This is a genomic window from Caulobacter sp. GW821-FHT11E10 (genome assembly GCF_058808375.1).
Window position 1 is genome coordinate 228993 of the sequence record NZ_JBXARP010000006.1, and the last position, 25901, is coordinate 254893.

The 25901-nt window shown below is 68.1% G+C and carries 20 protein-coding genes and 1 tRNA gene; 13 read left to right on the top strand and 8 right to left on the bottom strand.

The features are described from left to right. Positions 1-46 precede the first annotated feature (46 nt). Together rpiA and glmU are read right to left on the bottom strand one after the other, a co-directional pair. A complete protein-coding gene (rpiA, locus tag AC1RRV_RS14305) occupies positions 47-730 on the bottom strand; it encodes a ribose-5-phosphate isomerase RpiA (protein WP_492860322.1) in 684 nt (227 codons plus the stop codon). Then, positions 727-2130 (bottom strand): bifunctional UDP-N-acetylglucosamine diphosphorylase/glucosamine-1-phosphate N-acetyltransferase GlmU, encoded by a 1404-nt coding sequence (gene glmU, locus AC1RRV_RS14310; protein ID WP_492860323.1) that lies wholly within the window; start codon positions 2128-2130, stop codon positions 727-729. The genes rpiA and glmU overlap by 4 nt, the downstream gene beginning before the upstream one ends. A 71-nt stretch (positions 2131-2201) precedes the next feature. Here glmU and AC1RRV_RS14315 point away from each other — a divergent pair, with 71 nt between their 5' ends. Together AC1RRV_RS14315 and AC1RRV_RS14320 are read left to right on the top strand one after the other, a co-directional pair. Continuing rightward, positions 2202-2915, top strand: a complete 714-nt coding sequence (locus AC1RRV_RS14315) for a phosphoglycolate phosphatase (protein ID WP_492860324.1) — start codon at positions 2202-2204, stop codon at positions 2913-2915. 48 nt (positions 2916-2963) lie between these two features. Then, a tRNA-Val gene (locus AC1RRV_RS14320) sits at positions 2964-3038 on the top strand. 132 nt (positions 3039-3170) lie between these two features. On the opposite strand, the gene AC1RRV_RS14325 is transcribed toward AC1RRV_RS14320, so the two are convergent. Then, positions 3171-5234, bottom strand: coding sequence for a family 43 glycosylhydrolase (locus AC1RRV_RS14325; protein WP_492860325.1), 2064 nt, complete (start codon positions 5232-5234; stop codon positions 3171-3173). 384 nt (positions 5235-5618) lie between these two features. On the opposite strand from AC1RRV_RS14325, the gene AC1RRV_RS14330 reads away from it, so the two are divergent. Further along, positions 5619-7871: a PAS domain S-box protein gene (locus AC1RRV_RS14330; protein ID WP_492860326.1), complete on the top strand. Its 2253-nt coding sequence runs from the start codon at positions 5619-5621 to the stop codon at positions 7869-7871. Between the two features lie 54 nt (positions 7872-7925). Here AC1RRV_RS14330 and AC1RRV_RS14335 read toward each other — a convergent pair whose 3' ends face one another. Further along, the gene (locus AC1RRV_RS14335) at positions 7926-10844 is read right to left on the bottom strand and encodes a TonB-dependent receptor (RefSeq protein ID WP_492860327.1); all 2919 of its coding nucleotides are present in this window, start codon (positions 10842-10844) and stop codon (positions 7926-7928) included. Between the two features lie 720 nt (positions 10845-11564). Here AC1RRV_RS14335 and AC1RRV_RS14340 point away from each other — a divergent pair. The 10 genes from AC1RRV_RS14340 to AC1RRV_RS14385 all read left to right on the top strand — a co-directional run bounded on the left by AC1RRV_RS14340 (position 11565) and on the right by AC1RRV_RS14385 (position 22380). After that, a complete protein-coding gene (locus tag AC1RRV_RS14340; RefSeq protein ID WP_492860328.1) occupies positions 11565-12185 on the top strand; it encodes a lytic transglycosylase domain-containing protein in 621 nt (206 codons plus the stop codon). Next, positions 12185-12505: a TrbC/VirB2 family protein gene (locus AC1RRV_RS14345; RefSeq protein WP_492860329.1), complete on the top strand. Its 321-nt coding sequence runs from the start codon at positions 12185-12187 to the stop codon at positions 12503-12505. The genes AC1RRV_RS14340 and AC1RRV_RS14345 overlap by 1 nt, the downstream gene beginning before the upstream one ends. Before the next feature lie 3 nt (positions 12506-12508). Beyond that, positions 12509-12796, top strand: coding sequence for a VirB3 family type IV secretion system protein (locus AC1RRV_RS14350; RefSeq protein ID WP_056045755.1), 288 nt, complete (start codon positions 12509-12511; stop codon positions 12794-12796). Further along, positions 12793-15159: a VirB4 family type IV secretion/conjugal transfer ATPase gene (locus tag AC1RRV_RS14355; protein WP_492860330.1), complete on the top strand. Its 2367-nt coding sequence runs from the start codon at positions 12793-12795 to the stop codon at positions 15157-15159. The genes AC1RRV_RS14350 and AC1RRV_RS14355 overlap by 4 nt, the downstream gene beginning before the upstream one ends. A gap of 2 nt (positions 15160-15161) precedes the next feature. Beyond that, positions 15162-16343: a TrbL/VirB6 family protein gene (locus tag AC1RRV_RS14360; RefSeq protein ID WP_492860521.1), complete on the top strand. Its 1182-nt coding sequence runs from the start codon at positions 15162-15164 to the stop codon at positions 16341-16343. Further along, positions 16340-17116: a TrbG/VirB9 family P-type conjugative transfer protein gene (locus AC1RRV_RS14365; protein ID WP_492860331.1), complete on the top strand. Its 777-nt coding sequence runs from the start codon at positions 16340-16342 to the stop codon at positions 17114-17116. The genes AC1RRV_RS14360 and AC1RRV_RS14365 overlap by 4 nt, the downstream gene beginning before the upstream one ends. Beyond that, positions 17113-18237, top strand: a complete 1125-nt coding sequence (gene virB10, locus AC1RRV_RS14370) for a type IV secretion system protein VirB10 (RefSeq protein ID WP_492860332.1) — start codon at positions 17113-17115, stop codon at positions 18235-18237. Before AC1RRV_RS14365 ends, virB10 begins: the two co-directional genes overlap by 4 nt. A gap of 32 nt (positions 18238-18269) precedes the next feature. Next, on the top strand, positions 18270-19232 hold the full coding sequence (gene virB11, locus AC1RRV_RS14375; RefSeq protein ID WP_492860333.1) for a P-type DNA transfer ATPase VirB11: 963 nt from the start codon (positions 18270-18272) through the stop codon (positions 19230-19232). Positions 19233-19304: 72 nt separating this feature from the next. Beyond that, a complete protein-coding gene (locus AC1RRV_RS14380; protein WP_492860334.1) occupies positions 19305-21005 on the top strand; it encodes a DUF1800 domain-containing protein in 1701 nt (566 codons plus the stop codon). Between the two features lie 7 nt (positions 21006-21012). Then, positions 21013-22380: a DUF1501 domain-containing protein gene (locus AC1RRV_RS14385; protein WP_492860335.1), complete on the top strand. Its 1368-nt coding sequence runs from the start codon at positions 21013-21015 to the stop codon at positions 22378-22380. A gap of 18 nt (positions 22381-22398) precedes the next feature. Here the strand turns inward: AC1RRV_RS14385 and AC1RRV_RS14390 are convergent, their stop codons facing one another. The 4 genes from AC1RRV_RS14390 to kduI all read right to left on the bottom strand — a co-directional run bounded on the left by AC1RRV_RS14390 (position 22399) and on the right by kduI (position 25670). Further along, entirely contained in the window at positions 22399-22725 is a 327-nt protein-coding gene (locus tag AC1RRV_RS14390; protein WP_492860336.1) for a DUF8776 family protein, read from the bottom strand. Between the two features lie 114 nt (positions 22726-22839). Next, the gene (locus tag AC1RRV_RS14395) at positions 22840-23595 is read right to left on the bottom strand and encodes a FadR/GntR family transcriptional regulator (RefSeq protein ID WP_492860337.1); all 756 of its coding nucleotides are present in this window, start codon (positions 23593-23595) and stop codon (positions 22840-22842) included. Positions 23596-23626: 31 nt separating this feature from the next. After that, entirely contained in the window at positions 23627-24808 is a 1182-nt protein-coding gene (locus tag AC1RRV_RS14400; protein WP_492860338.1) for a glycoside hydrolase family 88/105 protein, read from the bottom strand. A gap of 13 nt (positions 24809-24821) precedes the next feature. Further along, the gene (gene kduI, locus AC1RRV_RS14405) at positions 24822-25670 is read right to left on the bottom strand and encodes a 5-dehydro-4-deoxy-D-glucuronate isomerase (RefSeq protein ID WP_492860339.1); all 849 of its coding nucleotides are present in this window, start codon (positions 25668-25670) and stop codon (positions 24822-24824) included. Between the last annotated feature and the right edge of the window lie 231 nt (positions 25671-25901).

Here is a 25901-nt window from a genome sequence, read left to right on the forward strand (position 1 = left end):
TGGCCTCCGGAGGAACGCAAGCTTTTGAACGGCTCTATGTAGGACGTCAGGGAACCAGACGCACCACACCGCCGTCCGTGCCGATCAGGGCTTCGTCGGCGAGGTCGAGGAACAGGCCGTGGTCGACCACGCCGGTGACGCTCTTCAGCGCCGTGGCCAGGGCCGCCGGCTCTTCGATGCGGCCCGAGGCCATGTCGTAGATCAGGTTGCCGCCGTCGGTGACCACCACGCCCCGCTCGGCCATGCGCAGGCGCGGCGGCGGCAGGTCGAACTCGGCGGCGATGTCGGCCAGGCGCCAGCTGGTGTGGACGTGGCCGAAGCGGACGACCTCGATCGGCAGCGGGAATTTGCCCAGGGCGTCGACCTTCTTGGCGGCGTCGGCGATGACGACGCAGCGGCTCGAGGCTTCCCAGACCAGCTTCTCGCGCAGCAGGGCCGCGCCACCGCCCTTGATGAGGCTGAGACCGGGACCCACCTCGTCGGCGCCGTCCACGGTCAGGTCGATGGTCTTGACGTCGTCCAGCGCCGCCAACGGGATGCCCAGCTCGCGGGCCAGGGCGGCGGTGGCGTCCGAGGTCGGCACGCCGCGGATATCGGACAGATTGCGGGCGGCCAGCGCCTTGACGAACCAGGCTGCGGTCGAGCCGGTGCCCAGGCCCACCACCATGCCGCTCTCGACAAGCGCGGCGGCCGCTTCGCCCGAGGCGCGCTTCTGATCGTCAGCGCTCATTTCGTCTTGTCCTTCTTCTTGTCTTTTTGGGCTTGCTTGAGGGCGCGGAACTTCGTCGCCCATCCGGCCCGGGCCGTCTGTTCGCTACGCGACAGGGCCAGGGCCCCGTCCTCGACGTCCTTGGTGATCACCGAGCCCGAGCCCGTCATCGCGCCGTCACCGACCCGAACGGGCGCGACCAGGGCGCTGTTGGAGCCGATGAAGGCGCCCTTGCCGACATGGGTCTCGAACTTCTCGAAGCCGTCGTAATTGCAGAAGATCGTGCCGGCCCCGATATTGGCCTTCTCGCCGATCGAGCCATCGCCCAGATAGCTGAGATGGTTGGCCTTGGCGCCGGCGCCGACCTTGACCTTCTTTACTTCCACGAAGTTGCCGATGTGGGCTTCGGGCCCGATCTCGGCGCCCGGACGCAGGCGGGCATAGGGGCCGATCAGGGCGCCCTCGCCCACGGTCGCGCCTTCCAGGTGGCTGAAGGCCTTGATCACGGCGCCGCTGGCGACGCTGACGCTGGGGCCGAAGACGACGAACTGCTCGACCACCGCGCCGCTGGCGATCTTGGTGTCCCACGACAGATGGACCGTCTCGGGCGCGGGCATGGTGACACCCTCGACCATCAGGGCCTTGCGGCGGGCTTTCTGCCAGACCGCCTCGGCGGCGGCGAGCTCGGCCTGAGAATTGACGCCCTGCACCGAGGCTTCCGGCGCGAAGGTCGCACGGGTCGACAGGTGACGCTCGTGCGCCAGACCGACCACATCGGTCAGGTAGTACTCGCCCTTGGCGTTGTCGTTGCGGACATTGGCCAGGATGTCGAACAGCGTCGCACGGTCGGCGGCCAGGACGCCGGAATTGCAGTGCTTGACCTGCTTGGCGCCAAGGTCGGCGTCCTTCTCCTCGACGATGCGCAGCAGCACGTCGCCAGGCGCCAGGATCAGGCGGCCGTAGCCGAACGGGTTTGCCGCTTCGAAGCCCAGCACGGCGACGTCGGTTCCACCGGACCTCAGGTCGAACAGCGGCGCGATCACCGCCGCGGTGGTCAGCGGACAGTCGGCATAGGTCACGACCACGTCGCCGTCGAAGTCGGCCAGGGCCTCCCTGGCGGCCAGCACGGCGTGTCCGGTGCCCAGCGGCGGATCCTGGACGACGGTCGAGCCTTCGCCCAGGCGCTTGCGGGCGCTTTCGCCGACCTGCGGGCTGTGCGCGCCCACCACCACCACGATCCGCTCGCAGCCGAGGCCTTGGGCCGCGTCGATGGCGTGGTCCAGCAAGGTGCGCCCGGCGACCTTGTGCAGCACCTTGGGCGTCGGCGATTTCATCCGCGTCCCCTGGCCGGCGGCCAGGATCACGGCTGCGCGCGGCCTCGTCACCATGGAGGGGGTCGGCTTGGAAACGGATTCGGTCATGCGCCTTGGCGACTCCCTGGTGGGCGTTCCAGCGTTGCATTAGCCGCGCAATTGGCCGAAACGCCAGACCCATGAGCGAGCTTCATGACCTGAACGGGGCGACAATCGCCTTCGACCTCGACGGAACCCTGGTCGACACCGCCCCCGACCTGGTGGGCGCGCTGAACACGATCCTGGCCCAGGAAACCCTGCCGCCCCTGCCCTTCGACGAAGTGCGGCTGATGGTCGGCCGTGGGGCGCGCGCCCTGCTGGAGCGCGGCTTCGCCGCCGCCGGCGCGCCGCTGGGCGTCGACCGCGCCCCGACCCTGGTCGAGCGTTTCATCGCCGTCTATCTGGACCGCATCGCCGACGAGAGCGCGCCCTTCCCCGGCGTGGTCGAGGTCCTCACCCAGCTGAAGGCCGCCGGCGCCAAGCTGGTGGTCTGCACCAACAAGCTGACCAACCTGTCGGTCGCGCTGTTGGACGCCGTGGGCCTGACGCCGTTCTTCGACGCGGTGATCGGCGCCGACCTCGCCCCCGCCGCCAAGCCCGACGGTCGCCACGTCGCCGCCGCCATCGCGGCCGTCGGCGGTGACCCCGCGCGCGCCGTCATGGTCGGCGACAGCGTCAACGACGCGCTGGGCGCCCGCAACGCCGGCGTGCCCAGCGTGCTGGTCAGCTTCGGCTACACCGAGGATCCGGTTGAGACGCTGGGAGCCGATCTGGTCATCCACAGCTTTTTGGATGTGCCCCAGGCCTGTATCGCGCTTTTGGCCTCTTGCCCCGCGCCGAACACCGGGCTATAGGCCCCCTCCTCTCGCGGATCGGTCCTTCACGGCCCGAACCGACACGGCGGATGCTTAGCTCAGCGGGAGAGCACCTCGTTCACACCGAGGGGGTCACAGGTTCAATCCCTGTAGCATCCACCATTCTTTCCCATCCAGAAATCACGGTGCGGGATAACCGGGATCGGGCCTGAATGGGTCGGATCGGCGACGCCCCGAACGCGCCCAGCCCCCTGCCCCTTCGACACCGCCTGGAGCTGCTCGTCACTCCGGCGGTCAATGGACCGGCCGGCTCCCGCCGTCAGTCGACCAGACGAAGCGCACACCGTCGCGCCCATCCGGCGCCGGCCCTGGGCTGTCGGCGAAGACCTTGCCGGTCGCCGGGTCGATCCGCAGATAGCGATGGGTGGCCAGCGACATCAGGACCAGTTCGCCAGTCGGCGTCTCGCTCCATTGGAAGCTCTGGGCGGCGCTCGGGCGGCCACGCGACAGACCAACAGCACCGTCGGCGTTCGCCGCGAGGTAGGCCTCGCCGAATTTGAACGCCACGCGGCCCAGCTTCAGGTCCACGACGGTGAACGGGGTCGGCGGACCCGCGCGCAGACGCCCGCCGTCGGCGCCAAGGCCCGTCTCGCCGCCCAAACCGGTCAGGCGCACCGCCTCGCCATAGGGGATCGGTCGCATCAATCCACGGGGATTGGGCTCATGCACCCTGATGCTGTCGAAGTCGGCGTGACCGCCGGCCTGTCCATCCTGGTTATAGGCGAACAGCGAATAGCGAACGCCCTGGAAGGTCTTCAATTGAAAGACCATGTCGAACGGGCCGCCCAGGGGCTGGAAATGCTCGCCATCGACCGAGTAGCTGAACTGGCTCTTCTCGGTGAGGAAGTCGCTATCGGCCTTGAGCCAGATCGGGCCGGGGGGAGCCGGAACCCGCACGCGGTCGCCGGTGTACTCGTTGAACTGGACGAGGCTCAGCCCGTCGCTGTCGCGTTCCACCGCGATCCAGGCGTAAGGCTTGTTGAGCAGCGCCAGGCCGGCGACATCGCCGGCGCGCAGGCCTGTCGGGTCGAGCTTCGTCACCGGCGAGGATCGCGGGCCGATCGCGCGCTGGGTCAGGCTGTTGCGCGCCTCCCAGAAGCTCTTGGCCGGCTGCGTGCTCAGGCGCAGGAAGCCGGGCCTGGCGGCGAGGGACCATTTGTCGTCGACGGGAACATGGTTCCATTGCCAGACCGGCTTGAGGGTCGGGGCCGAGAAATCGTCGCTCCGCTCATAGGGCGCTGAGATCGGCGACGGTTGGGCCGTCTTCGGCTTCGTCCAAGTGCGCGGCGTACGACCCAGATTTCCGGGAAGCCCGAAGTAGGGCCAGCCGTCTTTCCAGGTCACCGGCGAGAGCGCGGTGAGCCGGCCCACGGCGTTGTAGTCCATCATCGAATAGCCCCACCATTCGCCGGCCGGCGTCTGGATCACGCCGCCCTGGTGCAGCGAAAGCCTGCCCCGCGACCTGGGATCGCCCGGCAGGATCTTGCCGCCAGCCAATTGATTGCCCTGGGCGAGGCCAAAGTCCTCGTCGATGCTGATGGCGCGGTTGATCTCGTAGGGGCCCTCGGGCCGATCGGCCCGGGCGGCGGCGAGCCGCATCGGGCCGTCCCAGATGGCGCTGGTGATGAAGTACCGACCGTCGATCTTGTAGAAATGCGAGCCCTCGCCCATTCCCGAGCCCTTGGGAACGATGATCCGCTGGGTGCCCGGCACGATGTCCGTGAGCTGGTCGTTCAACTGGGCGAACAGAACCTCGTCATAGCCCCAGACGACATAGACCTTGCCGTCGTCATCGAAGAGCACCGACAGATCGTGCAGCGATACCTTCATCGGCGTCCGGGTCCACGGACCAGCGGGGTTCGTCGCGCGGAAAACCTGGGTGGTCTGTCCGTTCACATTGCTGAAGATGTAGAAGACGCCGTTGTGGTGGCGAAAGCTCGGCGCCCAGATCCCCTGGCCATAGATCTGCTGGCCGTTCTCCAGCCGGAACCGCGGACCCAGGTCCAGCTTGTCCGAGGCGTAGGCCACGAAACGCCAGTTCACCAGGTCGCGCGAGCGCAGGATCGGCAGGCCCGGCATGGCGTGCATCGTCGTGCCGGTCAGATAGAAGTCGTCGCCGACCTTGATCATGTCCGGGTCGGAGAACTCGTCGTAGAAGAGCGGATTGGTGAAGCTGCCGTCGCCATTGTCGGCGGTCCAGGTGCGCGAGGCGGTCGCCGGGTCCGCCGGCTGAGCGCTCGCCGGCGAGGTCCACAGCGCCAGAGCCAGGCCGATCAGCCCCACGACCTTCGCAAGCAAAAGCAACTCTCCCTGGCGGCCCCACACGGGAAAGACACTGACGGACCGAACGCGTCCCAGGCAGCGGCCAAGACAGCGCGATCGAGCGCCCAGAACCACGGTGCGGTAGAGGTGGTTTATATTCCTCGTACAAAATGAAACAGCTGTCAAACACGACGCCCACCGGGACAACAGGCGATATGGATGTCAATACGAACTGATTTTATTGAACATATATCTTTGACCAGCGACTCCTATAACTGAAGTGGTGACATAGGCAGCATGGGGCCTGGCGTTGATGACTAGGCTAATTGTCCGGCTATAACGCCCGATAAGGCCGAGATTTGCTCGCGCGCCGCTTCACGCTCGTGGCATGCTGCGTTTCCGACCCTGGCGGAGACCGCGTTGACCGCATCAGACCTTCTCCCCAGACGCCGCGATATCCCCGCGCTGGCCCTGATCGCCGTGGCCTATGCGGCCTTGGCCTTGGCCGGCCTGAACTGGGGCGTCTATCGCGGCGCGAGCACGGCGGTCTGGCCGGCCTCGGGCCTCGCCTTCGCGGCCTTGCTTCTGGGTGGCGTGCGGCTTTGGCCGGCGATTCTGGTGGGGCGATTGGCGGCCGCTATCATCGTCGACAGCGCCCCACCGTTCTGGGCGGACGTCGTCATCGCGCTCGCCAGCGCGGCCAGCGCGGTGGCGCCAGTCTCGGTGATCAACGCCAGGACCGACTTCGACCCCAAGCTGAGGAGCATGCGCGACATCTTGATCGTGATCGCCGCCGCGCTTGTCGGCGGCGCGATCTCGGTCATCCCAGGTATGGCGGCGCTGGTCTTGAGCGGCGTCAGTTCCCCGACCGCCGCGCCCCTGGCGGCCTTCACATGGTTTCTGGGCTACGTCACCGGCGCCCTGCTCGTCACCCCCTTGCTCCTGTCCTGGGCGCGCGTTCGATCGGAGCCAGGCCTGCTGACATGGCCGCTGGTCGGCGGCGTGGCCATCAGCGTGGGCGCCACGTTCGCCGTCTTCCTCGATCTGACGCCCCTGCCCTTGCGGACCTGGCACCTGTTCCCGGTGATCGCCTGGGTGGCGATCGCCTTCAGCGTACGCGGCGTGACCCTCGCCCTGGTGGCGACCGCCGTCGCGGCCCTGATCAGCGTGAGCCTCGGCATCGGTCCGCTGTCGGAACTGATCGCCGGATCGACCTCGAGCGCGCTCTACGCTCAGGACTTCATCGCCGTCACCACCGCGACCCTGTTGCTGCTGGCCGCGGCGACCGACGAGAGCCGCAGCCATTCGGCGCTCGCGCGCGCCCAGGCGACCAAGGCCGCCGTCTTCGACGCAGCGCTGGACGCCATCATCACCATGTCGGCCAACGGCCACGTCGTGGATTGGAACCGCGAGGCCGAGCGCATGTTCGGCCTGACCAAGGCCGAGGCGGTCGGACGCGATCTCGCCGACCTGATCATACCGCCGGCGTTTCGCGAGGCGCATCGGCGCGGCCTGGAGCGTCACATCGCAACGGGACGATCGACCATCCTGGGCCATCGACTGGAGATGCACGCCCTACGCAAGGGTGAGGCTTTTCCGGTCGAGCTGTCGATCAACGCGGTCTCGCTGGCCGACGGACTTCACTACACCGCCTACATGCGTGACCTGACCGAGCAGGTGGCCGCGCGCGAACGGCTGGCCGAGCAGGACCAGCGCTTGCAAGCCACCTATGACCGCGCCTCGGTCGGCATCGCCGAGGTCGATCGGGACGGCCGCATCCTCAAGGTCAACGAGCAACTCTGCCTGATCACCGGCCGCGATCGCCGGGCCTTGCTGAACATGACGATCTGGGACGACAGCTCGCCCGAAAGCCAGGCCGAGGAACGCGTGCTCTTCGCCCAGCAGATGGCGGGCACGCTGGACAGCTACACGGTCGAGAAGGCCTTCACCCGGGCCGACGGCCAGACCGCCTGGGTGGAGCTTCGGGCTTCACGGGTCGACGGCGCGGACGGCAGGCCGCCCTACGGCGTGCGCGTCGTTCGCGACATCACCCAGGAGAAGCGCTGGATTCAGCAGCAGTCCCTGCTGATCAACGAGCTCAATCACAGGGTCAAGAACACCCTGACCACGGTGCAGTCGATCACGTTCCAGACCCTGCGCAACGGGGGAGCGGACCCGGACCTGCAAACCGCGATCGAGGGACGGCTGGTCGCCCTTTCGCGCGCCCACGACGTGCTGACCCGCCGCAACTGGGAAGCGGCTGATCTCGCCGAGATCGTCGACGTCGCGGCCCGGGCCTATGTCGTGGGCCAGTCCGCGCGGCTGGTCACGAACGGGCCGAGCGTCGCGTTGCCGCCCCAGATCGCCCTGGGGTTCGCCATGGCGCTGCAGGAACTGGCCACCAACGCCCTGAAGTACGGCGCCTGGTCGACGCCCGATGGCGTCGTCGAGGTCACTTGGGAGCGCGCGCCTTCGGAACCGCGAACCCTGACCCTGGTCTGGCGGGAAACCGGCGGGCCGCCCGTGCGCGAACCCAAGCGGCGCGGCTTCGGCACGCGCCTCCTGGAACGCGGCGTCGGTGCGGAGGTCGGCGGGTCCTGCAGCCTCGACTTCGCCGCCGACGGTCTGGTCTGCCGCATTTCCGCGTCGCTGACCGAAAGTTCGCTCGGCTAGAGGACAAACGGGCGCCGTCGACGACGGCGCCCGAGTGGGACAAAGGCCCGACGGCTAGCCGCCGAACTTGTAGCGCAGGCTCACGCCGTAGATCCGGCCGTTCGCGAAGTACTGGCGCAGGATGTCGGTGTCGTAGCCGTTGTCCGGTTCGCCGACGTAGCGGATCGGGGCCTTGTTGGTCAGGTTCGACGCCGTGAACGACAGCGTCAGGTCCTGGCGCAGGTTGACGTTCACCGACGCGTCCAACAGGCCGTAGCCCTTCAGGTAGCGGCCATCGATCGGATTGGCCGAGATCCCGAACAGCACGTAGTCGGAGCGGTAGGTGTAGACCAGGCGGGCCGAGATCAACTTGTTCTCATAGAGACCCGCCAGGCTCCAGTTGCGATCCGACTGGAACGGCTGGCGCACATTGACCTTGGCGCCCGCCAGGAGCACCGGCAGCTCGGTCTTGACCCAGGTGTACGACCCCTGGACCCCGAAATTGTGCAGGAAGCCGGGCACGAAGTCGTAGTCGAAGAAGGTCTGGGCGGCGAACTCGACGCCCTTGGCGTAGCCCGGGTCGGCGTTGACCGACTGGGTGACCCGGTATTGACCCGTCGCGCAGTTGTTCGGGGTCGCGCCGGTATAGGGCGCCGCCGTCGGCACCGTCTGGCAGCTTTCGACGCCCAGGGCGAAGCCGTCGACGCTCTTGTAGAACAGCGCCGCCGAGGCGTAGGCCGACTTGTTGAAGTACTTCTCCAGAGACAGGTCGTAGCTGGTGGCCCGCAGCGGAGCCAGGTCGGGATTGCCCTGGCTGCCGGTGCCATTGGTGCTGTTGACCGTGACCGACGGGTTGATGTCGCCGACACCGGGTCGGGTCATGCCCTTGCCGAAGCCGAAGCGCAGCAGCAGGTCGTCCTGGATGTAGCCGGTGACGTTCAGGGTCGGCAGGACGTCGGTGTAGCTGTTGCTCTTGCTGTTGGGCACGATGATCGGCGTCGCGCCGCTGGAGTCGGTGATCCGCGCCTCGGCCTCCACCTCGGTGCGCACCACCCGCACGCCGGCGTTGCCGCGGATCCGGTCGTTCAGGAACGCGAAGTCGACGACGCCGTAGCCGGCATAGGTCTGCTCGACGGCCTTGCGGCGCGACAGCAGCACTTCGGGGATCGCGTCCTCGGCCGGGATCCCCGCCAGCGGGAAGCGGTTGCGGACGTTGTCGCCCAGCAGGGCGTCCGGAACGAAGGTCAGGAAGCCACCGCCATACCCGGCCTCGCCGTCGAACCAATTGGTGTGCGAGCCGCCCACCAGGTCCTGGGCGCTGCTGGCCAGGACGCCGTTCGACTGATTGGCCGTCAGGGCCAGGCCGTCGGTCGTCAGGTTCTTGCCGGTATAGGAGTAGTTGTAGAAGCGCGACTTCTTCCGATAGTACCGCGCGCCGAACTTCACGGCCTCGATGAAGCTGTCATGGATGCGCAGCTTGCCGTCGAACTGGGCGGCGTAGCCGAGATCGTCATAGATGTTCTCGATGCCGTTGCCGTAGTTCTGGAACACCCAGTTGGCGGGATTGTCCAAGCCCGGACCGCTGATCGACACCTGCTGCGGCAGGCCGACCGTCCGGGTCGTGTTCCAGGTGACGCCGGCGCGGGGCGTCATGTTGACCGAACGGTTGTCCTGCTCCTGGTCGGCCTTCACGTACGAGAGGTCGGCCCGCAGGTCCAGGTCATCGGTCGGCGACCACTTGGCTCCACCGGCCAGGATGTAGGTTTCATACAGGCGGTGCTCGTCGCCGCCGGTCGACGAAAAGCTGGAGCCCAGGAACGTGCCGCTGGCGAAGCGCTGGCCGGCCAGGGAGACGTCCTCGCCGCCATTGCGGTTGCGGATCGTCAGGCCTTCGCTGGTGTTGAAGGCGGAGGTCTGCAGGCCTTGGACATAGCGGCTGTCGGACCCGTTCAGGAACCGATAGCCCTGATGGTAGAGGTACGAGTTGTAGTTGCCGTCGACATAGAACTCGAGGCCGGGGCGCGGCTTCCACTGGAAGGCGCCCGACACGCCCTTGCGGGTGCGCTGAATGTCTTCCTCGTTCACGTTGATCTGCACGCCGGCCATGTTGACCAGGCCCGCACGCTGGGCGGCGGTCAGGGCCAGAGGATCGGCCACGTCGGCCAGGAACGCCACGTCGCTTCGACCGGCATAGGTCTGGTTGTACGCGGCGTTGCCGATGTATTCGGCGCTGTCGGCGCGCACGACGCGACGCAGGTTGGCGCCGCCGGGCCCCGGCGCATTGTCCGAGCGGTTCCAGCTCTTCTGGTAGTTGGCCGCCAACAGCAGGCCCATCTCGCCGTCGCCGACATTCCAGCGGTGCGAGACCAGGGCGAAGTACTCTGGCTGCCAGCGCTTGACCATGTCGTTGTAGCGGCCCGAGATCGCCGCGCTGCCCGAGAAGTCCGGCATGTCCAGCGGCTTGCGGGTGCGGATGTCGATCAGGCCGCCGATGCCGCCCTCGATGTGTTCGGCTGACGGGTTCTTGTAGACGTCGAGGCCCGCGACCATCCCCGGGATCGCGCCCTCGATGTTGAACTCGCTACCGCCGGCGGTGAAGTACGAGCGGCCGTCGACCTGCGAAGCGGTCTGGCCGGAAAGCCCGCGAATGGTCAGTCCCGAGCCGACGCCGACCGGCGAAGCGCCCTCGCCGCCATAGCGATAGCCCTGGACGCCCGGGATCCGCGTCAGCGTCTCGGCGACGTTCGGATCGGGCAGCTTGCCGATATCCTCGGCCCGGATGGAGTCCACCACCTCCATGGTGTTCTTCTTCATCTGCACCGCCGACTGCAGGCTCTGGCGGATGCCCGTGACGACCACCTCCTCGACGGCGGCGTCCGGGCCTGGTGGCGGCGCGGTGGTCTGTGCCTGGGCCACGCCCAGCGCCCCCAAGGCGACAGCGGCGGTCGAGACGCCCAGCAACAAGCGTCGGCGCGATTGGATCTTCGGCTTCATGTTTCCCCTCCGCGGAACAGCGCCCGATACGCCGGCGCGCTCCTGGTCCCGCCTGAGGCGGGCATTCCATTGGCGATTAGGCGCGTCACGCGCGCCGCGTTCACTCCCGGGCCGGCGGGTCGCCTTAGGAGACGATCTTATCCGGCCACGCCAGCTTGATATCGTTAACAATCGGCGATGGCAAGGTATTTGTAAGACAAATAAGATGAGCGAGCGCGCGCCCACAGCCTGAGGTTTTGAGCATCCGGAGGGCCCTGCGGCGCCAAAAGTCGCCGTGACCGTTGGCGCCGTGGCGACCCCAACCCAGGCTGTGCAGGCCAAAGAGAATGATAACGATAACACGACGCCGGCCGCGCCAAGCCGAGCGCGGCGCGACAAGTCGAGTGTCGGGGGCGGCGTACGGCTTCAGACTTCCTAGAATCGTCGATCCGGGTGACCCTCTCCTGACAGGAGATCAACCCGTGGCCGAGCTTGCTCGACGCTGGAAGCTCGACAACAGGCCGAATCGCGAAGCTTGAGCACAAACAACAGCTTCGCAATTGTTAATTGGCCAAGTCGAGTAGACGGCGCCAAACAGGCTTAAGCACAGATTATCGTTATTTATCAGCAGTTTTGACACTGCGAGTAAAACGTAATGCGGTGACATGCCGCATTACATCTTCGACGTGTCCGGATGCACAATTAACCACATTATCTGAACCCACGGATTAGGGGGCGTCATTGACGTTCGATATCGCCCGCCAGGCGACGTTATTGGCGGCGGCGTCCATTTGCTGCCTGTTCGCCAATCCGGTCGCGGCCCAAGTGCTGGAGATCGGCGCCGACGGCGCCGTGACGCGCTTCGACGGCCCGTCGGTGTTCACCCAGGACGGCGTCCAGGCGATCGCGCCGCCCGCCCTGCCAATCGCCGCATCGTCGCCCGACGTCGAGGCCGTGCGCCAACAGCTGTCCACCGCCGCCGACACCTATGCCCTGGACCCGAAACTGGTCGAGGCGGTCGCTTGGCGTGAGAGCCGGTTTCGCGCCAATGCGGTCTCGTCCAAGGGCGCGGTCGGCGTCATGCAGCTGATGCCCGGCACGGCCCGCGACCTTGGCGTCGATCCGTTCGACGTCGGCCAGAACATTCGCGGCGGCGCGCTCTACCTGCGCCGCATGCTTTCCGAGTTCGGCGGCGACGTCAGCCTGGCCCTGGCCGCCTACAACGCCGGCCCGGCCGCTGTCCGCAGGCACGGCGGGGTGCCGCCCTATGCCGAAACCCAAGCCTATGTGACCTCTATCCTCGGTCGGATGGCCGCCTCGGGCGCCGTCCTCGCCGTTCCTGTTCTCGGAGCTTCCCGCTGATGCGCAAGACCCTCAACACCAGAGCGCTGGCCCTGGCGACCGCCCTCGCCGCCGCCGCGTCGCAGGCTCACGCCCAGGCCATCCAGACCGATCCGCAAGGCTCCAGCGCCCTGCTGGCGGGCGTGCAGTGGTTGCAGGGCACGCTGATGGGCAATGTCGCCACCGCCGTGGCCGTCATGGCCGTGGCCGCCGTCGGCTTCATGATGCTGACCGGCCGGATGAACTGGCGCTACGGCGCGACGGTGATCCTGGGCTGCTTCATCCTGTTCGGCGCGGCCACCATCGTCGGCGGCATCCGCGCCGCCGCCGGAGCGGCCTGAGCCATGGCCGCGCCGCTGGATCGCGACGTGGTGTTCGGCGCCCTGACGCGCCCGCAGATGTTCGCGGGCGTGACCTACAGCTACTTCGTGATCAACGGGGTGGTGACCGCCGAACTCTTTCTGATCACCAAGTCGTTCTGGGCCATCGCGGCCGCGCTGGTGATCCACGCGATCGGCTACGCGGCCTGCCTGCGCGAACCGCGCATCTTCGACCTGTGGCTGACCAAGGTCAGCCGCTGCCCTCGCGTCCCCAACTTCCGGGCCTGGCGATGCAACAGCTACAGCGCATGACCCCCCGCCCCAAGGCCAGCAAGGAAGCGACGGCCGGCAAACGCCTGCCGTACGCCCGCCACCTGGACGACGTCACGCTGGAGACGCGCGATGGCCTGCTGATGCAGGTGATCCACCTGGCCGGCCTGCCGTTCGAGACGGCGGACAGCGAGGAACTGAACTATCGCAAGGCCGTGCGCGACGTGATGCTGCGGGGCCTGGCGAGTTCGCGTTTCGCCATCTACCATCACGTGGTCCGCCGCCAGGTCGACGCCAACACCCAGGGCGCGTTCCCGGACGCCTTCAGCGCCGATCTCGACGCCACCTGGAGCCAGCGCCTGGCGACGCGCAAGCTGTACGTCAACGACCTGTTCCTGACGATCGTCCGCCGCCCGCTGCAGGGTCATGGCGGCTTGATCGACGGCTTCCTGCGCGCCCTCAAGGGCACCGGCAAGGCCGAGGCCGCCGCCCTGCAAGCCGCCGACCGGCGCGAGCTGGACAGCGCCCGCGACAGCCTGATCTCGGCCTTGGCCCCCTACGGCGCCCGCGTGCTGGGCGTCTACGATGGCGCGGCAGGCCGCTGCTCCGAGCCGCTGGAATTCCTCTCCTGCCTCTACAATGGCGAGATGCGCCCGGTTCTGGTCCCGCAAGGCGACGCCGGCGAGTACCTGCCCTATCGTCGCGCCAGCTTCGGCCTGGAGACGCTGGAACTGTCGCGCGCCGGCGCCCTGGCGCGGAGCTTCGGTTCGGTCGTTTCGGTCAAGGACTATCCGGCCCAGACCACCCCGGGGATGCTGGACGACCTGCTGCGCCTGCCGTGCGAGATGGTCGTCACCCAGAGCTTCGGCTTCGTCGACCGCCAGCCGACGCTGGAACGGATGAACCTGGCCTTGCGCCGCATGAAGGCCGCCGATGATGACGGCCTCTCCCTGCGCGCCGACCTGACCCGCGCCAAGGACGATGTCGTCTCGGGCCGCGCCGCGTTCGGCGAACATCACCTGACCGTCCTGGTGCGCCACGAGACCCTGGAGGGCCTCGACCGCTCGACCGCCGAGGTGCTGTCGGCCTTTACCGAGATGGGCGCCATCGCGGTGCGCGAGGACATCAATCTGGAGCCCGCCTTCTGGGCCCAGTTCCCGGGCAACTTCAAGGACATCGCTCGCAAGGCGCTGATCTCGACGGCCAATTTCGCCGGCTTCGCCAGCGGCCACAACTTCCCGGTGGGCCAGGCCGACAACAACCACTGGGGTCCGGCCGTGACCTTGCTGGAGACCACCTCGGCCGGTCCGTACCACTTCAACTTCCACAAGGGCGACCTGGGCAACTTCACGGTCATCGGCCCGTCGGGCTCGGGCAAGACGGTGGTGCTGAACTTCCTGCTGGCCCAGGCCCGCAAGTACGCGCCGCGCATCGTCTTCTTCGACAAGGATCGCGGCGCCGAGATCTTCCTGCGCGCCATCGGCGGCCGCTACGAAACCCTGCGTCCGGGTCAGCCGACCGGCTTCAACCCCCTGGCCATGGCCGACACGGCGGCCAACCGCCGTTTCCTGACCGACTGGGTCGCCCGGCTGGTCGCCGTTCCCGGCGAGACCCTGTCGGCCGACGACGCCGCGCGGATCAAGGACGCGGTCGACGCCAGCTTCGACCAGACCCCCGCCCTGCGCCGCCTGCGGTTCTTCGCCGAGCTGTTCCGAGGCTCGCGCCGCCCGAACGCCGCCGACCTGGCCGCGCGCCTGGCGCCCTGGCACGGGACCGGCGAGCACGCCTGGCTGTTCGACAACGAGGCCGACGGCCTGGACCTGGACGAGCCCACCCTGGGCTTCGACATGACCCAGCTGCTGGACGATCCCACGCTGCGGACCCCGGCCATGATGTACCTGTTCCACCGCGTGGAACAGCGCCTGGACGGCCACCCGACCCTGATCGTCATCGACGAGGGCTGGAAGGCCCTGGACGACGACGTCTTCGTCGCCCGCATCCGCGACTGGGAAAAGACCCTGCGCAAGCGCAACGGCGTGGTCGGCTTCGCGACCCAGAGCGCCCAGGACGCCCTGGAGAGCCGTATCGCCAGCGCGATCATCGAGCAGGCCGCGACCCAGATCTTCATGGCCAATCCCAAGGCCCAGGCGAAGGACTATTGCGAGGGCTTCGGCCTGACGCAGCACGAGTTCGAGCTGGTCAAGAGCCTGCCCGACACGGCCCGCTGCTTCCTGATCAAGCACGGGACCGACAGCGTCGTGGCCCGCCTGAACCTGGCCGGCTCGCCCGAGCTGCTGCTCGTGCTGTCGGGCCGCGAGACCACCGTCCGCAAGCTGGACGCCCTGCGCGAAGAGCTGGGCGACGATCCGCGGGCCTGGATGGCCCGCTTGCTGGAGGCCGCGTGACGATGGCGGCTTGCGCGCAACTTCCCGTCGACGCCCCGATGGTCGAGGGCCTGATCGGCTCGGTCGACTGCCGGGTGCATGACCTGGCCGAGACGGGCTATGGCGTGTTGGCCGCGCCGGGGTCTCCGGTCGGACTGCTGCTGACGGGTTTCCTGACGCTGTATGTCGTGTTCATCGGCTACCGCCTGCTGCTGGGGCGCGGCGGTCTTCGGGTCGGCGACGTCACTCTGTCGGTGATCAAGATCGGCGTCGTCCTGGCCTTGGCCACCAACTGGGCCCTGTTCCAGACCCTGGTCTATGACCTCCTGACCAAGGCCCCGGCCGAGGTCGGCGGTCTGCTGCTGGGCGGCCTGCAGGGCCAGCCCGCCAACCCGTTCGCCGTGCTGCAGGACGCGTTCGACGTGCTCCAGCAAGCCGCGACCCTTATGGCCAGCCGGGCCGGACCGGGCGCGGCCGCGATGCAGAGCGGGCCCGGCTTCGGCGCCTTCGCGGCCAATACCGGCGCCATGACCCTGGTGCTGTCGACCCTGGGCGTGCTGCTGGCCAGCAAGGTGGTCCTGGCGATCCTGCTGGCCCTGGCGCCGCTGATCGCCGGCCTGACGCTGTTCGAGGCGACGCGCGGCCTGGTCGAGGGCTGGCTGAAGGCGATGATCGCCCTGGCCCTGACCCCTCTGATGATCACCCTGGCCCTGTCGCTGGAGCTGGCCATGATGACGCCGGCCCTGCGCGCCCTGGCCGAGACCCGAGCGGCCCAGCAGTTCGCGGCCTTCGACATCAATCCCGCCGTCACCGTGCTGGTGCTCAGCCTGGTCTTCGCCCTGGTCGTGGTCCTGGCGGTAGTCGCCCTGGGCGTCATCGCCGGCGGCCTGCGCCTCCCGCGCGGCCTGGCCGGCGCGGCCTGGTCGAACCAAGCGGCTTCCGGCGAAGCGCCCCGCTATGCGAGCTCGCAGATCGAGCCGATGAGCCGCGCCGCCACGATCGCGGCCGCCGCCGTCGCGCTTGATCGACGCGACGCCAACCCGCCGGCGTCCGACCCCATCGGCTCGCGCAATCTCACGGTCATTTCGGACCGTGGCGCCGCGGCTCAATCCAGCCAGGCCGCGGCGAGCACTCCGCTCGGCCACAGCTATCGCCGCACGCCCGCCCCCCGCCGCGCCGCCTCGGGCGCCCGGAGAGACCAGTGACCTTCGCGTACCCCTCCCCTCGCGCGCTGCTGGCCGCCCTGGCCCTGAGCGCCGCCGTGACCGGCTCGATGCTCGGTGGAGCGGCTTGGGCGACCCAGACCCCGCGCCCGGGCGCCACCGATCCACGCATCCGCACCGTGGCCTATGATCCCGACCAGGTCGTGCGTCTGACCGGCTATTTCGGCATCCAGACCATGCTGGAGTTCGCCGCCGACGAGCGCATCGAGAATGTCTCGATTGGCGACTCCCTCGGCTGGCAGGTAACGCCGAACAAGAAGGCCAACCTGCTGTTCCTGAAGCCGCTGGATCGCACGGCCGCCACCAACATGACCGTGGTGACCGACCGGCGCCGCTACATCCTCGAACTGGTCGTCGCGCCGCCCAAGGCTTCGGCGAAGGACCTGGCCTATGTCGTCCGCTTCCTGGTTCCGGCCCCCGTTCAGGTGACGGCCGCCCCGCCGCCGCCACCGCCGCCTCCCGCTCCGCCGGTAGCCCGCAACAGCGCCTACAGCATCAAGGGCGACGCCAATATCCAGCCGACCCGTATCTTCGACGACGGGGTGGCGACCTATTTCGCCTGGCCGCAGCAGGCCGATCTGCCGGCCGTGTTCGTGGTCGGCGCCGATGGCGTCGAGGGCTTGGCCAATGCGGCGGTCCGCGACGGCTATCTGGTCGTTGACCAGTTGGCCCCGCGCTTCGTGCTGCGCTCGGGCAAGTCCAGCCTGACCATCACCAACGCCGCCTTCTCGACCGGTGGGGAGGCCGCCCAATGAGCGATCCCCGCCTCGACCCGCGCCAGACCCAGCAAGTGGCCGAAGACCTCGCCGCCGCCGACGCCCAGGTGCGCCCGATGATCGCCCGCGCGCATGAGGGCCTGCCGACCTGGGCGATCCTCGCCGGCTTCGGCGTTCTGGGCGTGGCCGTCTTCCTGTGGATGGCCGGCAACCGGACCGCGCCGCAAGCGCCCGCGCCCGTCGCCACGGCGCCCCAGACGGCCGCCGCGTCCGCCTTGGCCCCGGCGCCGGTCCCGACCGTCATCCCGGGTCCGCAGTTCACCGAGAACAACAGCCTGCCGCCGCCGACCCCGGCCCAGATGGCGGCCATGGCCGCGCCGGCCCCGGCCGCGCCCGCCGTCGATCCCGACCAGCGCCGCCGCGCCCCGACCCTGGTGGTCGACTTTGGCGGCGCCCCGGCCCTGATCCGGACCAGCGCCCAGGTCGAACCGGCCTCGCCGATGGCCAAGGCCGCCCAGGCGACCGCCGCCGGCCTGAACCCCGACGAGCGCTTCGCCGACCGCATCGGCGCCGGCGACGCCGAGCCCGCCAAGGCCACGGCCATGCGCCACCTCGACGCGCTCATCCCGCAAGGCGCGGTGGTGCCGGCGGTGATGGAGACGGCGATCAATTCGGACCTGCCGGGCCTGGCCCGCGCCATGGTCACGCGCGACATCAAGAGTTTCGACGGTTCGACCGTGCTAATCCCGCGCGGCAGCCGGGTGATCGGCCAGTACAAGTCCGGCGTCGCCATGGGCGCCTCGCGCGTCTTCGTGATCTGGACCCGGGTGATCCGTCCCGACGGCGTCTCCATCCAGATCGCGTCTCCCGCCGCCGACCCGCTGGGTCGTGGCGGCCTGGAGGGCAAGGTCGACCGCCACTTCTTCAGCCGCTTCGGCGGATCGATCCTGATGTCGGTGCTGAACGCCGGTGTCGCCGCCGTCGGCAATACCCGCTCAAGCTCGCAGATCTATATCGGCTCGGCGGTCGAGGCCGCCAACCTGGCCGGCACGGTCGCCCAGACCGACCAGAACATCGCCCCGACCATCAAGACCACCCAGGGCGCGCCGGTGACGATCTTCGTCGCCCGCGACCTCGACTTCTCGGGAGTGCGCAATTGACCGCTCCCGTTTCGAAGCTCCCCTCTTCAAGAATGGGCGTCTATCTCGAGGCCTACCTGGCCCCGCTGGCCCCGTGGCTGGCGGATCCGTCGGTTACGGACCTCTACGTGAACCGTCCTGGCGAGCTTTGGGTCGAACGCCTGGGCGGCGTCGCCGAGCGCATCGAGGTTCCCGCCCTCGACGAGACCAACCTCTGGCGCCTGGCGCGTCAGGTGGCCAGCCTCTCCAGCCAAGGCGTCAGCCGCGAACATCCCCTGCTCTCGGCCGTGCTGCCCGACGGCGCCCGCGTGCAGGTCGTGGCTCCGCCGGCGACGCGCGATGGGCTGGCCCTGGCGATCCGCAAGCACGTGGTCAGCGATCTCTCGCTCTCCGACTACGCCCAGGCCGGCGCCTTCGCCGAAACCCTGAAGCCCGTCGCCGGCCCCGACCTGGCCCTGCGCGCCCTGCTGGACGCCGGCGACGTCGGTGGTTTCCTGGCCGCCGCCGTGCGCGCCGGCAAGAACATCGTGATCAGCGGCGGCACCTCGACCGGCAAGACCACCTTCCTCAACGCCCTCCTCAAGGAGGTCCCGCTCGACCAGCGCCTGGTGCTGATCGAGGACACGCCGGAAATCCGACTGTCCCACCCCAACGCCGTCGGCCTGGTGGCCGCGCGCGGCGATCAGGGCGAGGCGCGCGTCACGACCGAAGACCTGCTGCAGGCCTCGCTGCGCCTGCGGCCCGACCGCATCATTCTGGGCGAGCTGCGCGGGGCGGAGGCGTTCAGCTTCCTGCGCGCGGTGTCCAGTGGCCACCCCGGCTCCATGACCACCATCCACGCCGATGATCCGGCCGCCGCCGTCGACCAGCTGGCCCTGATGGCCCTGCAGGCCGGCGCCAATCTGCGACGCGCCGACGTGGTCGAGCATGTCCAGCGGGTGGTCGACATCTTCGTCCAGCTTCATCGCCAGAACGGCGTCCGCACAGTTCGGGAGGTGGCCTTCCAGGACCGCTAACCCCGCCCCTTTTTCGTCTTCTGGTTTCCAGCTTCAGGCGCGCGGTTCCCGCCGAGCGTCAAGGATGTTGTCATGCGTATTCACCCCCTAGGCTCGGCGGCGCTGAGTCTCACGATCCTGCTCTCCGCCTGCAGCGGCGGCGACGGCTCCAGCGGTTCGAGCGGCGGCTCGAGCAGCGGTGGCGGCTTCTTCGGCATTCCGGTCGAACAGACCGGCATGACCGCCGAGGAAGCCGCGCGTCTGGCCAAGCAGGCCTCGTTCGGCCCGACGCCTGAGCTGATCAACAGCATGGTCGCGATGAAAACCGTCGACGCCTGGCTGGACAGCCAGTTCGCGTCAGCGAGCAGCTCCTATGCCGACCTGGCCTTCAAGGCCGTGCCGGGCAACTATTGCACCGGCCTGACGGGCCAGGACTCGACCAACTGCAACCGCGACAACTTCACGGCCACGCCGATGCAGATGCGGTTCTATTCCAACGCCATCGGCGGCCAGGATCAGCTTCGTCAGCGCGTGGCCTTCGCCCTCTCGCAGATTGTCGTCGCGTCCGAGGTCGACGTGCACAACACCTCGGGCCTGGCGGCGTTCAACGAAATCCTGATGTCCAACGCCTTCGGCAATTACCGGGACATCCTCGCGGCGGTCACCCTGAACCCGTACATGGGCGACTACCTGGACATGGCAGACAGCAACAAGACCCAGCCGAACGAGAACTATGCCCGCGAGTTGATGCAGCTGTTCTCGATCGGCACGGTGATGCTCAATCCCGATGGCACGCCCCAGATCGACAATACCGGCGCGGCGATCGCGAGCTACAGCAACAACGACGTCAAGGAAGTCGCCCGGGCTCTGACCGGCTGGACCTATGCGCGCCTGGACAATGCGGCGCTGACCGACAACAACAAGCGCGACTGGTCCAAGCCGATGGTGGTCATCGCCACCCGTTTCGACACCGGCGCGAAGACCTTCCTGGGCAGGACGATCGCGGCTAATACCGCCCAGCAGGCCAATGTCGACACGGTGGTGAACACGATGTTCAATCACCCCAACACCGGCCCCTATATCTGCAAGCGCCTGATCCAGCAGTTGACCGTGGCCAATCCGACGCCGGCCTATGTCGAGCGGGTCGCGGCGGCCTTCGCCGACAACGGCGCGGGCGTGCGCGGCGACATGAAGGCCGTGATCCGGGCGATCTACACCGACAGCGAGGCTCGTGTGGTTTCGCAGCTGCCCGGCAAGCTCAAGGAGCCCGTGCTGCTGGCCACGTCCCTGGCCCGCGCCATCGGCTACACCTCGGACGGCTACGCCTTCACCACGCGTGACGCCGGCATGGGCCAGGCGCCCTTCCGCGCGCCGACGGTCTTCAACTTCTATCCGTACGAATTCCCCCTGCCCCAGGGCGACGGTCTGGTCAGCCCTGTCAGCAAGCTGATCACCATCTCCACGGTGATCAACCGCCACAACTTCCTCTACGACTGGACGGTCGGCGGCGACGCCACGCGCACCGAGTTCAAGGCGCAGACGGTGATCTCGTGGTCCACGGGCACAACGCCGAACTGGGCCAGCTGGGAAGTCAACGGAACCGACGACGCCAAGACCATCGATCGGATCAACCTGGTGATGCTGAACGGCACGATGACGCCGGCCCAGCGCCAGGCTCTGGTCACGGCCATGGCCGCCATCAAGAACACCGACCCCGCCCTGCAGGCTCGTAGGCGCGCCCAGACGGCGCTCTACATCGTCGCCTCCTCCCCCCACTTCCAAGTCGATCGGTAAGCGTCCCATGGCCATTTCACGACGTGAACTCATGCAGCTGGTCGCGGGCGGCTCGGCCGCCGCGGCCCTAGGCCAGCTTGGCGTCTCCAGCGCCCTGGCCGCCGACGCCGGTAGCTATCGGGCCATGGTCGGGGTCTTCCTGTTCGGCGGCAACGACGCCTGGAACATGGTCGTGCCTACCGACAGCCGCTACGCCGACTACGCCAAGCAGCGTGGCTCGGGCATCGCCCTGGCCCAAAGCAGCCTCGTGCCGCTGACGGGCACGCCCTTCGGCCTCCACGCCTCCTTCGCCTCGTTGAAGACGGCCTGGGACGAAGGCGCGCTGAACGTGGTGCTGAACACCGGCACCCTGGTCGAGCCGCTGACCAAGGCTCTCTACACCAGCCGCCCTGACCTGCGACCGCTGAGCCTGATGTCCCACGAGGACCAGCAGAACCAGTGGCAGGGCATGCGCGTGCGCGCCCAGAACAAGGATGGCTTCCTGGGACGGCTGAACGACCGGACGGGCGTCACGACCGGCCTGCCGTCGCTGATCTCGATCGCCGGTTCGCAACTGTGCCTGATCGGTGACAGCTCCTCGCCACTGATCCTGCCCTCGACCGGCGCCATCGTCCGCAACGGCTACAACGCCGCCAGCACCGATGCGGCCGTGAAGGCGCGCCAGGCGGCCATGAGCGTTTTCGCCGACGGCGCGTCCTATGGCGCGGTCACCGAACTGACCGGCAAGGGGATATCCTCGGCCTACGCCCAGGCCGTGGCGGCCAACACCGTGGTGTCGGCGGCGACGTCGACGGTCGACAAGTACTTCGTGAATCCCAACAACAACGCCACCCTGAACTCGGATATCGCCCGCCAGCTCTTGCGCGTGGCGCGGATGATCGAGGCGCGGAGCAGCCTGGGCCACGCCAAGCAGACCTTCTTCGTCAGCCAGGGCGGCTACGACACCCACGTCGGCCAGCTGGCGTCGCACAACGCCAGCTATGCCGACCTCTCGATGGCGCTGGCGGGCTTCTACAACGCCATGAAGGCGCTGGGCCTGCAGGACAATGTCACCGCCTTCACGATGTCGGACTTCGGCCGGGTGTTCAAAGGCAACAGCCAAGCCGGCACCGACCATGCGTGGGGCTCGAACCACCTGGTGATCGGCGGCGCGGTCACCGCCGGCAAGGTCCACGGCCGTTATCCGGACCTGGCGTTCGGCGGCGCCGACGACTCGTCCAACGACGGCCGCTGGATCCCCGGGATCGCCACCGAGGAATATGTCGGAGCCGTCGCCCGGTGGTACGGCGTCAGCGCCTCGGACCTGCCCTACGTCTTTCCGAACTGGTCGACCTGGAATGGCGGCGGGCGCGGACCGGTGCCGCTGTTTAGCTAAATCTCGGAAGCCCGGCCGTTACTCGGGGGTGATCGAGGCGCGCAGACGCGCGGCGACGTCGCCCAGGGTAATGGCGTTGAGCGAGTCGTTGACCTCGAGAACGCCCTGGCCGTGCTGCTGCGACAGGTTGCCGGTGAAGTCGGTCAGGGCGGTGATGTGCTGGGCCAGCAGATCGACGGTGTGCAGCTCCTGCATCACCGACAGGCGGTGTTCGGCGGGTACGACGTCAAGGATCTTGCCCAGCGCCACGTCCAGATGTCCGCACGCCACGGCGGCCATCGACATCTCCGAAGAGATCGCCTTCAGCACCGTCTCAACGCTCGCGGGCGCCAGCTTATCCGACATTACTTCCCCCTGATTCCAGAGGGAGAGGTCAGCACGCGCCGGGCCGCGACGGCAAGGCCTTGATTTGTGCGGCGAATTATCGCGCTTCCCGCATGGAAACCGCCGAAGACAACGCTAGATGGCGGTTCGGCGGAGCAGCTCGTCGCGACGATCGGCCATCTCCTGGCGGGTTCGCTCCAGCGCATCGCGCTCGGCCATCGACAGCAGGGCTTCCACCGTGCGGTTCAGATGCTCGTGGATCGCCCGCCGCGCCTCCTTGGGATCGCGGTCGCGCAGGGTTGCCACGATCCGGTGGTGATCGTCGGCGAAGCCCTGCGGATCAGCCAGCCGCACGCGGCGCAGCTGGTAGCCGCAGTCGGCGAACTGCCGGCGCAACGTCCAGATCTCTTCCACCGCCGCGACGATGGCGGCGTTGCGCGTGGCATGGGCCACGGCCAGGTGGAAGTCGTGTTCCAAGCGCTCGCCGTCCTCGGTTCCGGCCAGGTTGGCCAGGTCGCGGGCCATGCGTTCCAGGGCGGCCACCTGCTCGTCGCTGACGGCGGCGGCGGCCAGGGCGCAGGCCTCGCCCTCGAACAGGCGACGGGCCTCGGTCAGCTCCAGGGCGCTGACCTCGGCCTCGAGGGCGTCGTCCTCGGGCTTGCCCCGCGCCATCACATAGACGCCGGACCCTTGGCGAGCCTCGACCAAGCCCTGGAACTCCAGGGCGATCATCGCGTCGCGGATCGTCGGACGGCTGACGCCGAACGAGTCGGCCAGGCCCCGCTCGGACGGCAGGCGGTCACCGGGGACATAGCGTCCCTCGGCGATCGAGGCCGCTATGGAGCGGGCGACCTGCTGGTAGAGCTTCTGGGGGTCGGGCGCGCCGCGCATCGAGCCTCGCTTTGGATTCTGGGAATCCATCTTAGCGCGTGGTCTGACCTTGGGCCAAGTTACGCACCTCGCTGGCCGCCAGCAGGAACGCGCCGACGCCGTATAGCTGGGTGTCGTCACGGCCCACCTGGTCCGGCGCCACGCCCACGCGCTGCACCCAACCGAGGCGACCGTCCGGCTCGATCGCCGCGTCGAGGGCCTTCCAGCCCTTGTCGATGACCGGGCCATACTTGGCGCGCGGCAGCAGGCCATGGTTCACGCCCCAGGCCAGGCCGTAGATGAAGAAGCCGGTGCCGCTGGTTTCCGGCGTCTTCTGCGGCTCCAGCAGTGAGACGGGCCAGTAGCCCTCCGCACCCTGCAAGGTCGCGATCTTGGCGGCCATCTGTTTGAAGACCTTCTCGTACTTCGGACGGCTGGGGTGATTGGCCGGCAGGTCCTGCAGGATCCGTGCGATGCCCGCGAAGGCCCAGCCGTTTCCACGTCCCCAGAAGATCTTGGCGCCGGCGTCGCTGCGACGGGTGATGAAGCGGCTGTCGCGGAAATAGAGGTGGTCGGTCTTGTCGAACAGGTAGTCGGTGGTCGCCCAGAACTCGGCATCGGAATGGGCCAGATAGCGCTTGTCGCCGCTGACTTTGCTTAGGGTCGTCCAGGCCGGCGGGGCCATGAAGATGGCGTCGCTCCAGCACCAGCGGACCTGGCAATAGGGGTCGCCCTTGGCCGGCTTGGGCGTGAAGTCCAGCGAGACCTTGGACGGGTCGGCCAGCACGGCGTCGAAGCGCGCCCGGATCGGACCGAGCTTGCTCTGGTCCTTGGTGCGGCCGGCGGCCCAGACCCAGACCGCGCCAGTGGCGTCGGAGTCGGCATGGCGCGGGCGGTGGTCGAAGCCCCAGCCCTCGGCCTCGCCATGCTTGAGGACGGCCGTGGCCAGGTACGGATCCTGGGTCGCGTCGGCGAAGCTGTAGAGGCCGATGTAGAACGCCGCCTGGATCCAGTCGCGCCGCGCCTCGGTGTCCTTGCGGAACGAGGTGACCGGCACGTAGTCGAAATTGTCCATGTGGGCCAGCTGCCAGGCCGCGACCTTGCGGCCGGCGGCGTCGACCGCCGAGGCGGGAACGCCGACCACAGCGGCTTTCGGCGCGGCCATGGCGGGCGCGGCGGTTCCGGTCAGGAGGGCGGCGGCGACGGCCGCCTTCAGAAGGATCTTGAGGGTCATTGAAGGCTCTCTCTTACGCGCCCGGTCCGAGATCGGAGACGGCCAGGACGTCCATGTCGTCGAACTCGAGGTTCTCGCCGCCCATGGACCAGACGAAACTGTAATTGGCGGTGCCGACGCCGCTGTGGATCGACCAGCTGGGCGAGAACACGGCCTCGCCGTCGTCCATGAACACCGCGCGCGGCTCCGACGGATCGCCCATCAGGTGCATGACCCGGCCCGGCGCGGCGTCGAAATACATGTAGATCTCGCTGCGCCGGCGATGGGTGTGCGGCGGCATGGTGTTCCAGACGTTGCCCTCTTCCAGCTCGGTGAAGCCCATCACCAGCTGGCAGGTCTCGACGATGCCGGGGCGGATGCTCTGGCGGATCACCCGGCGGTTGGCCGTATGGGCCTCGCCGGCGAAGATCGTGCGGGCCTCTTCCCGCCGCACCCGCTTGCTGGGGTGGCTGGCGTGGGCCGGGTAGCTGACGAAATAGAACCTGGCCGGATCGGCCGGGGCGTCGCTGGCGAAGCTGACCCGCTCGACGCCGCGCCCGACATAGAGGCTGTCGTGCCGGGCCAGGTCGAAGCGTTCCCCGTCCAGGGTGATCGAGCCCGCCCCTCCGATATTGATCACCCCCACCTCGCGGCGCTCGCAGAAGAACCGCGAGGCCAGTTCCTTGTGCGTCGGCAAGGTCAGGTCCGATTCCGTCGGCATGGCCGAGCCGACCACAGCCCGCTCGATCTCGAGATAGCTGAGCCCCAGCCGGCCAGCTTGAAACAGGCTGTCGATGACAAAGGTGTCGCGCAACTCGCGCACCGTCATGCGGCTCATGCCGGCGCGGTCGGTGCTCTCGCGATAGTCCATTTCGACGCTCATCGGCGGGTCACGGCCCCGGATCGGAACGCTCGATCACCGGCCGCCGCCATCGGCGGTCGCTCCCTGGTGCGCATCCATCCCCCGTTTCATTTGTGGTTTCTAAACTGACATTACCAATCTGAAGGCAAGGCCGTAAAGACCGAACGCGCAAGGATTGGATGTCCTACGTTGTCATCAGGCCCGACCCCGCCAGCCCTTTGTCCGATAGGACAATGATTTCAATCACCCAGA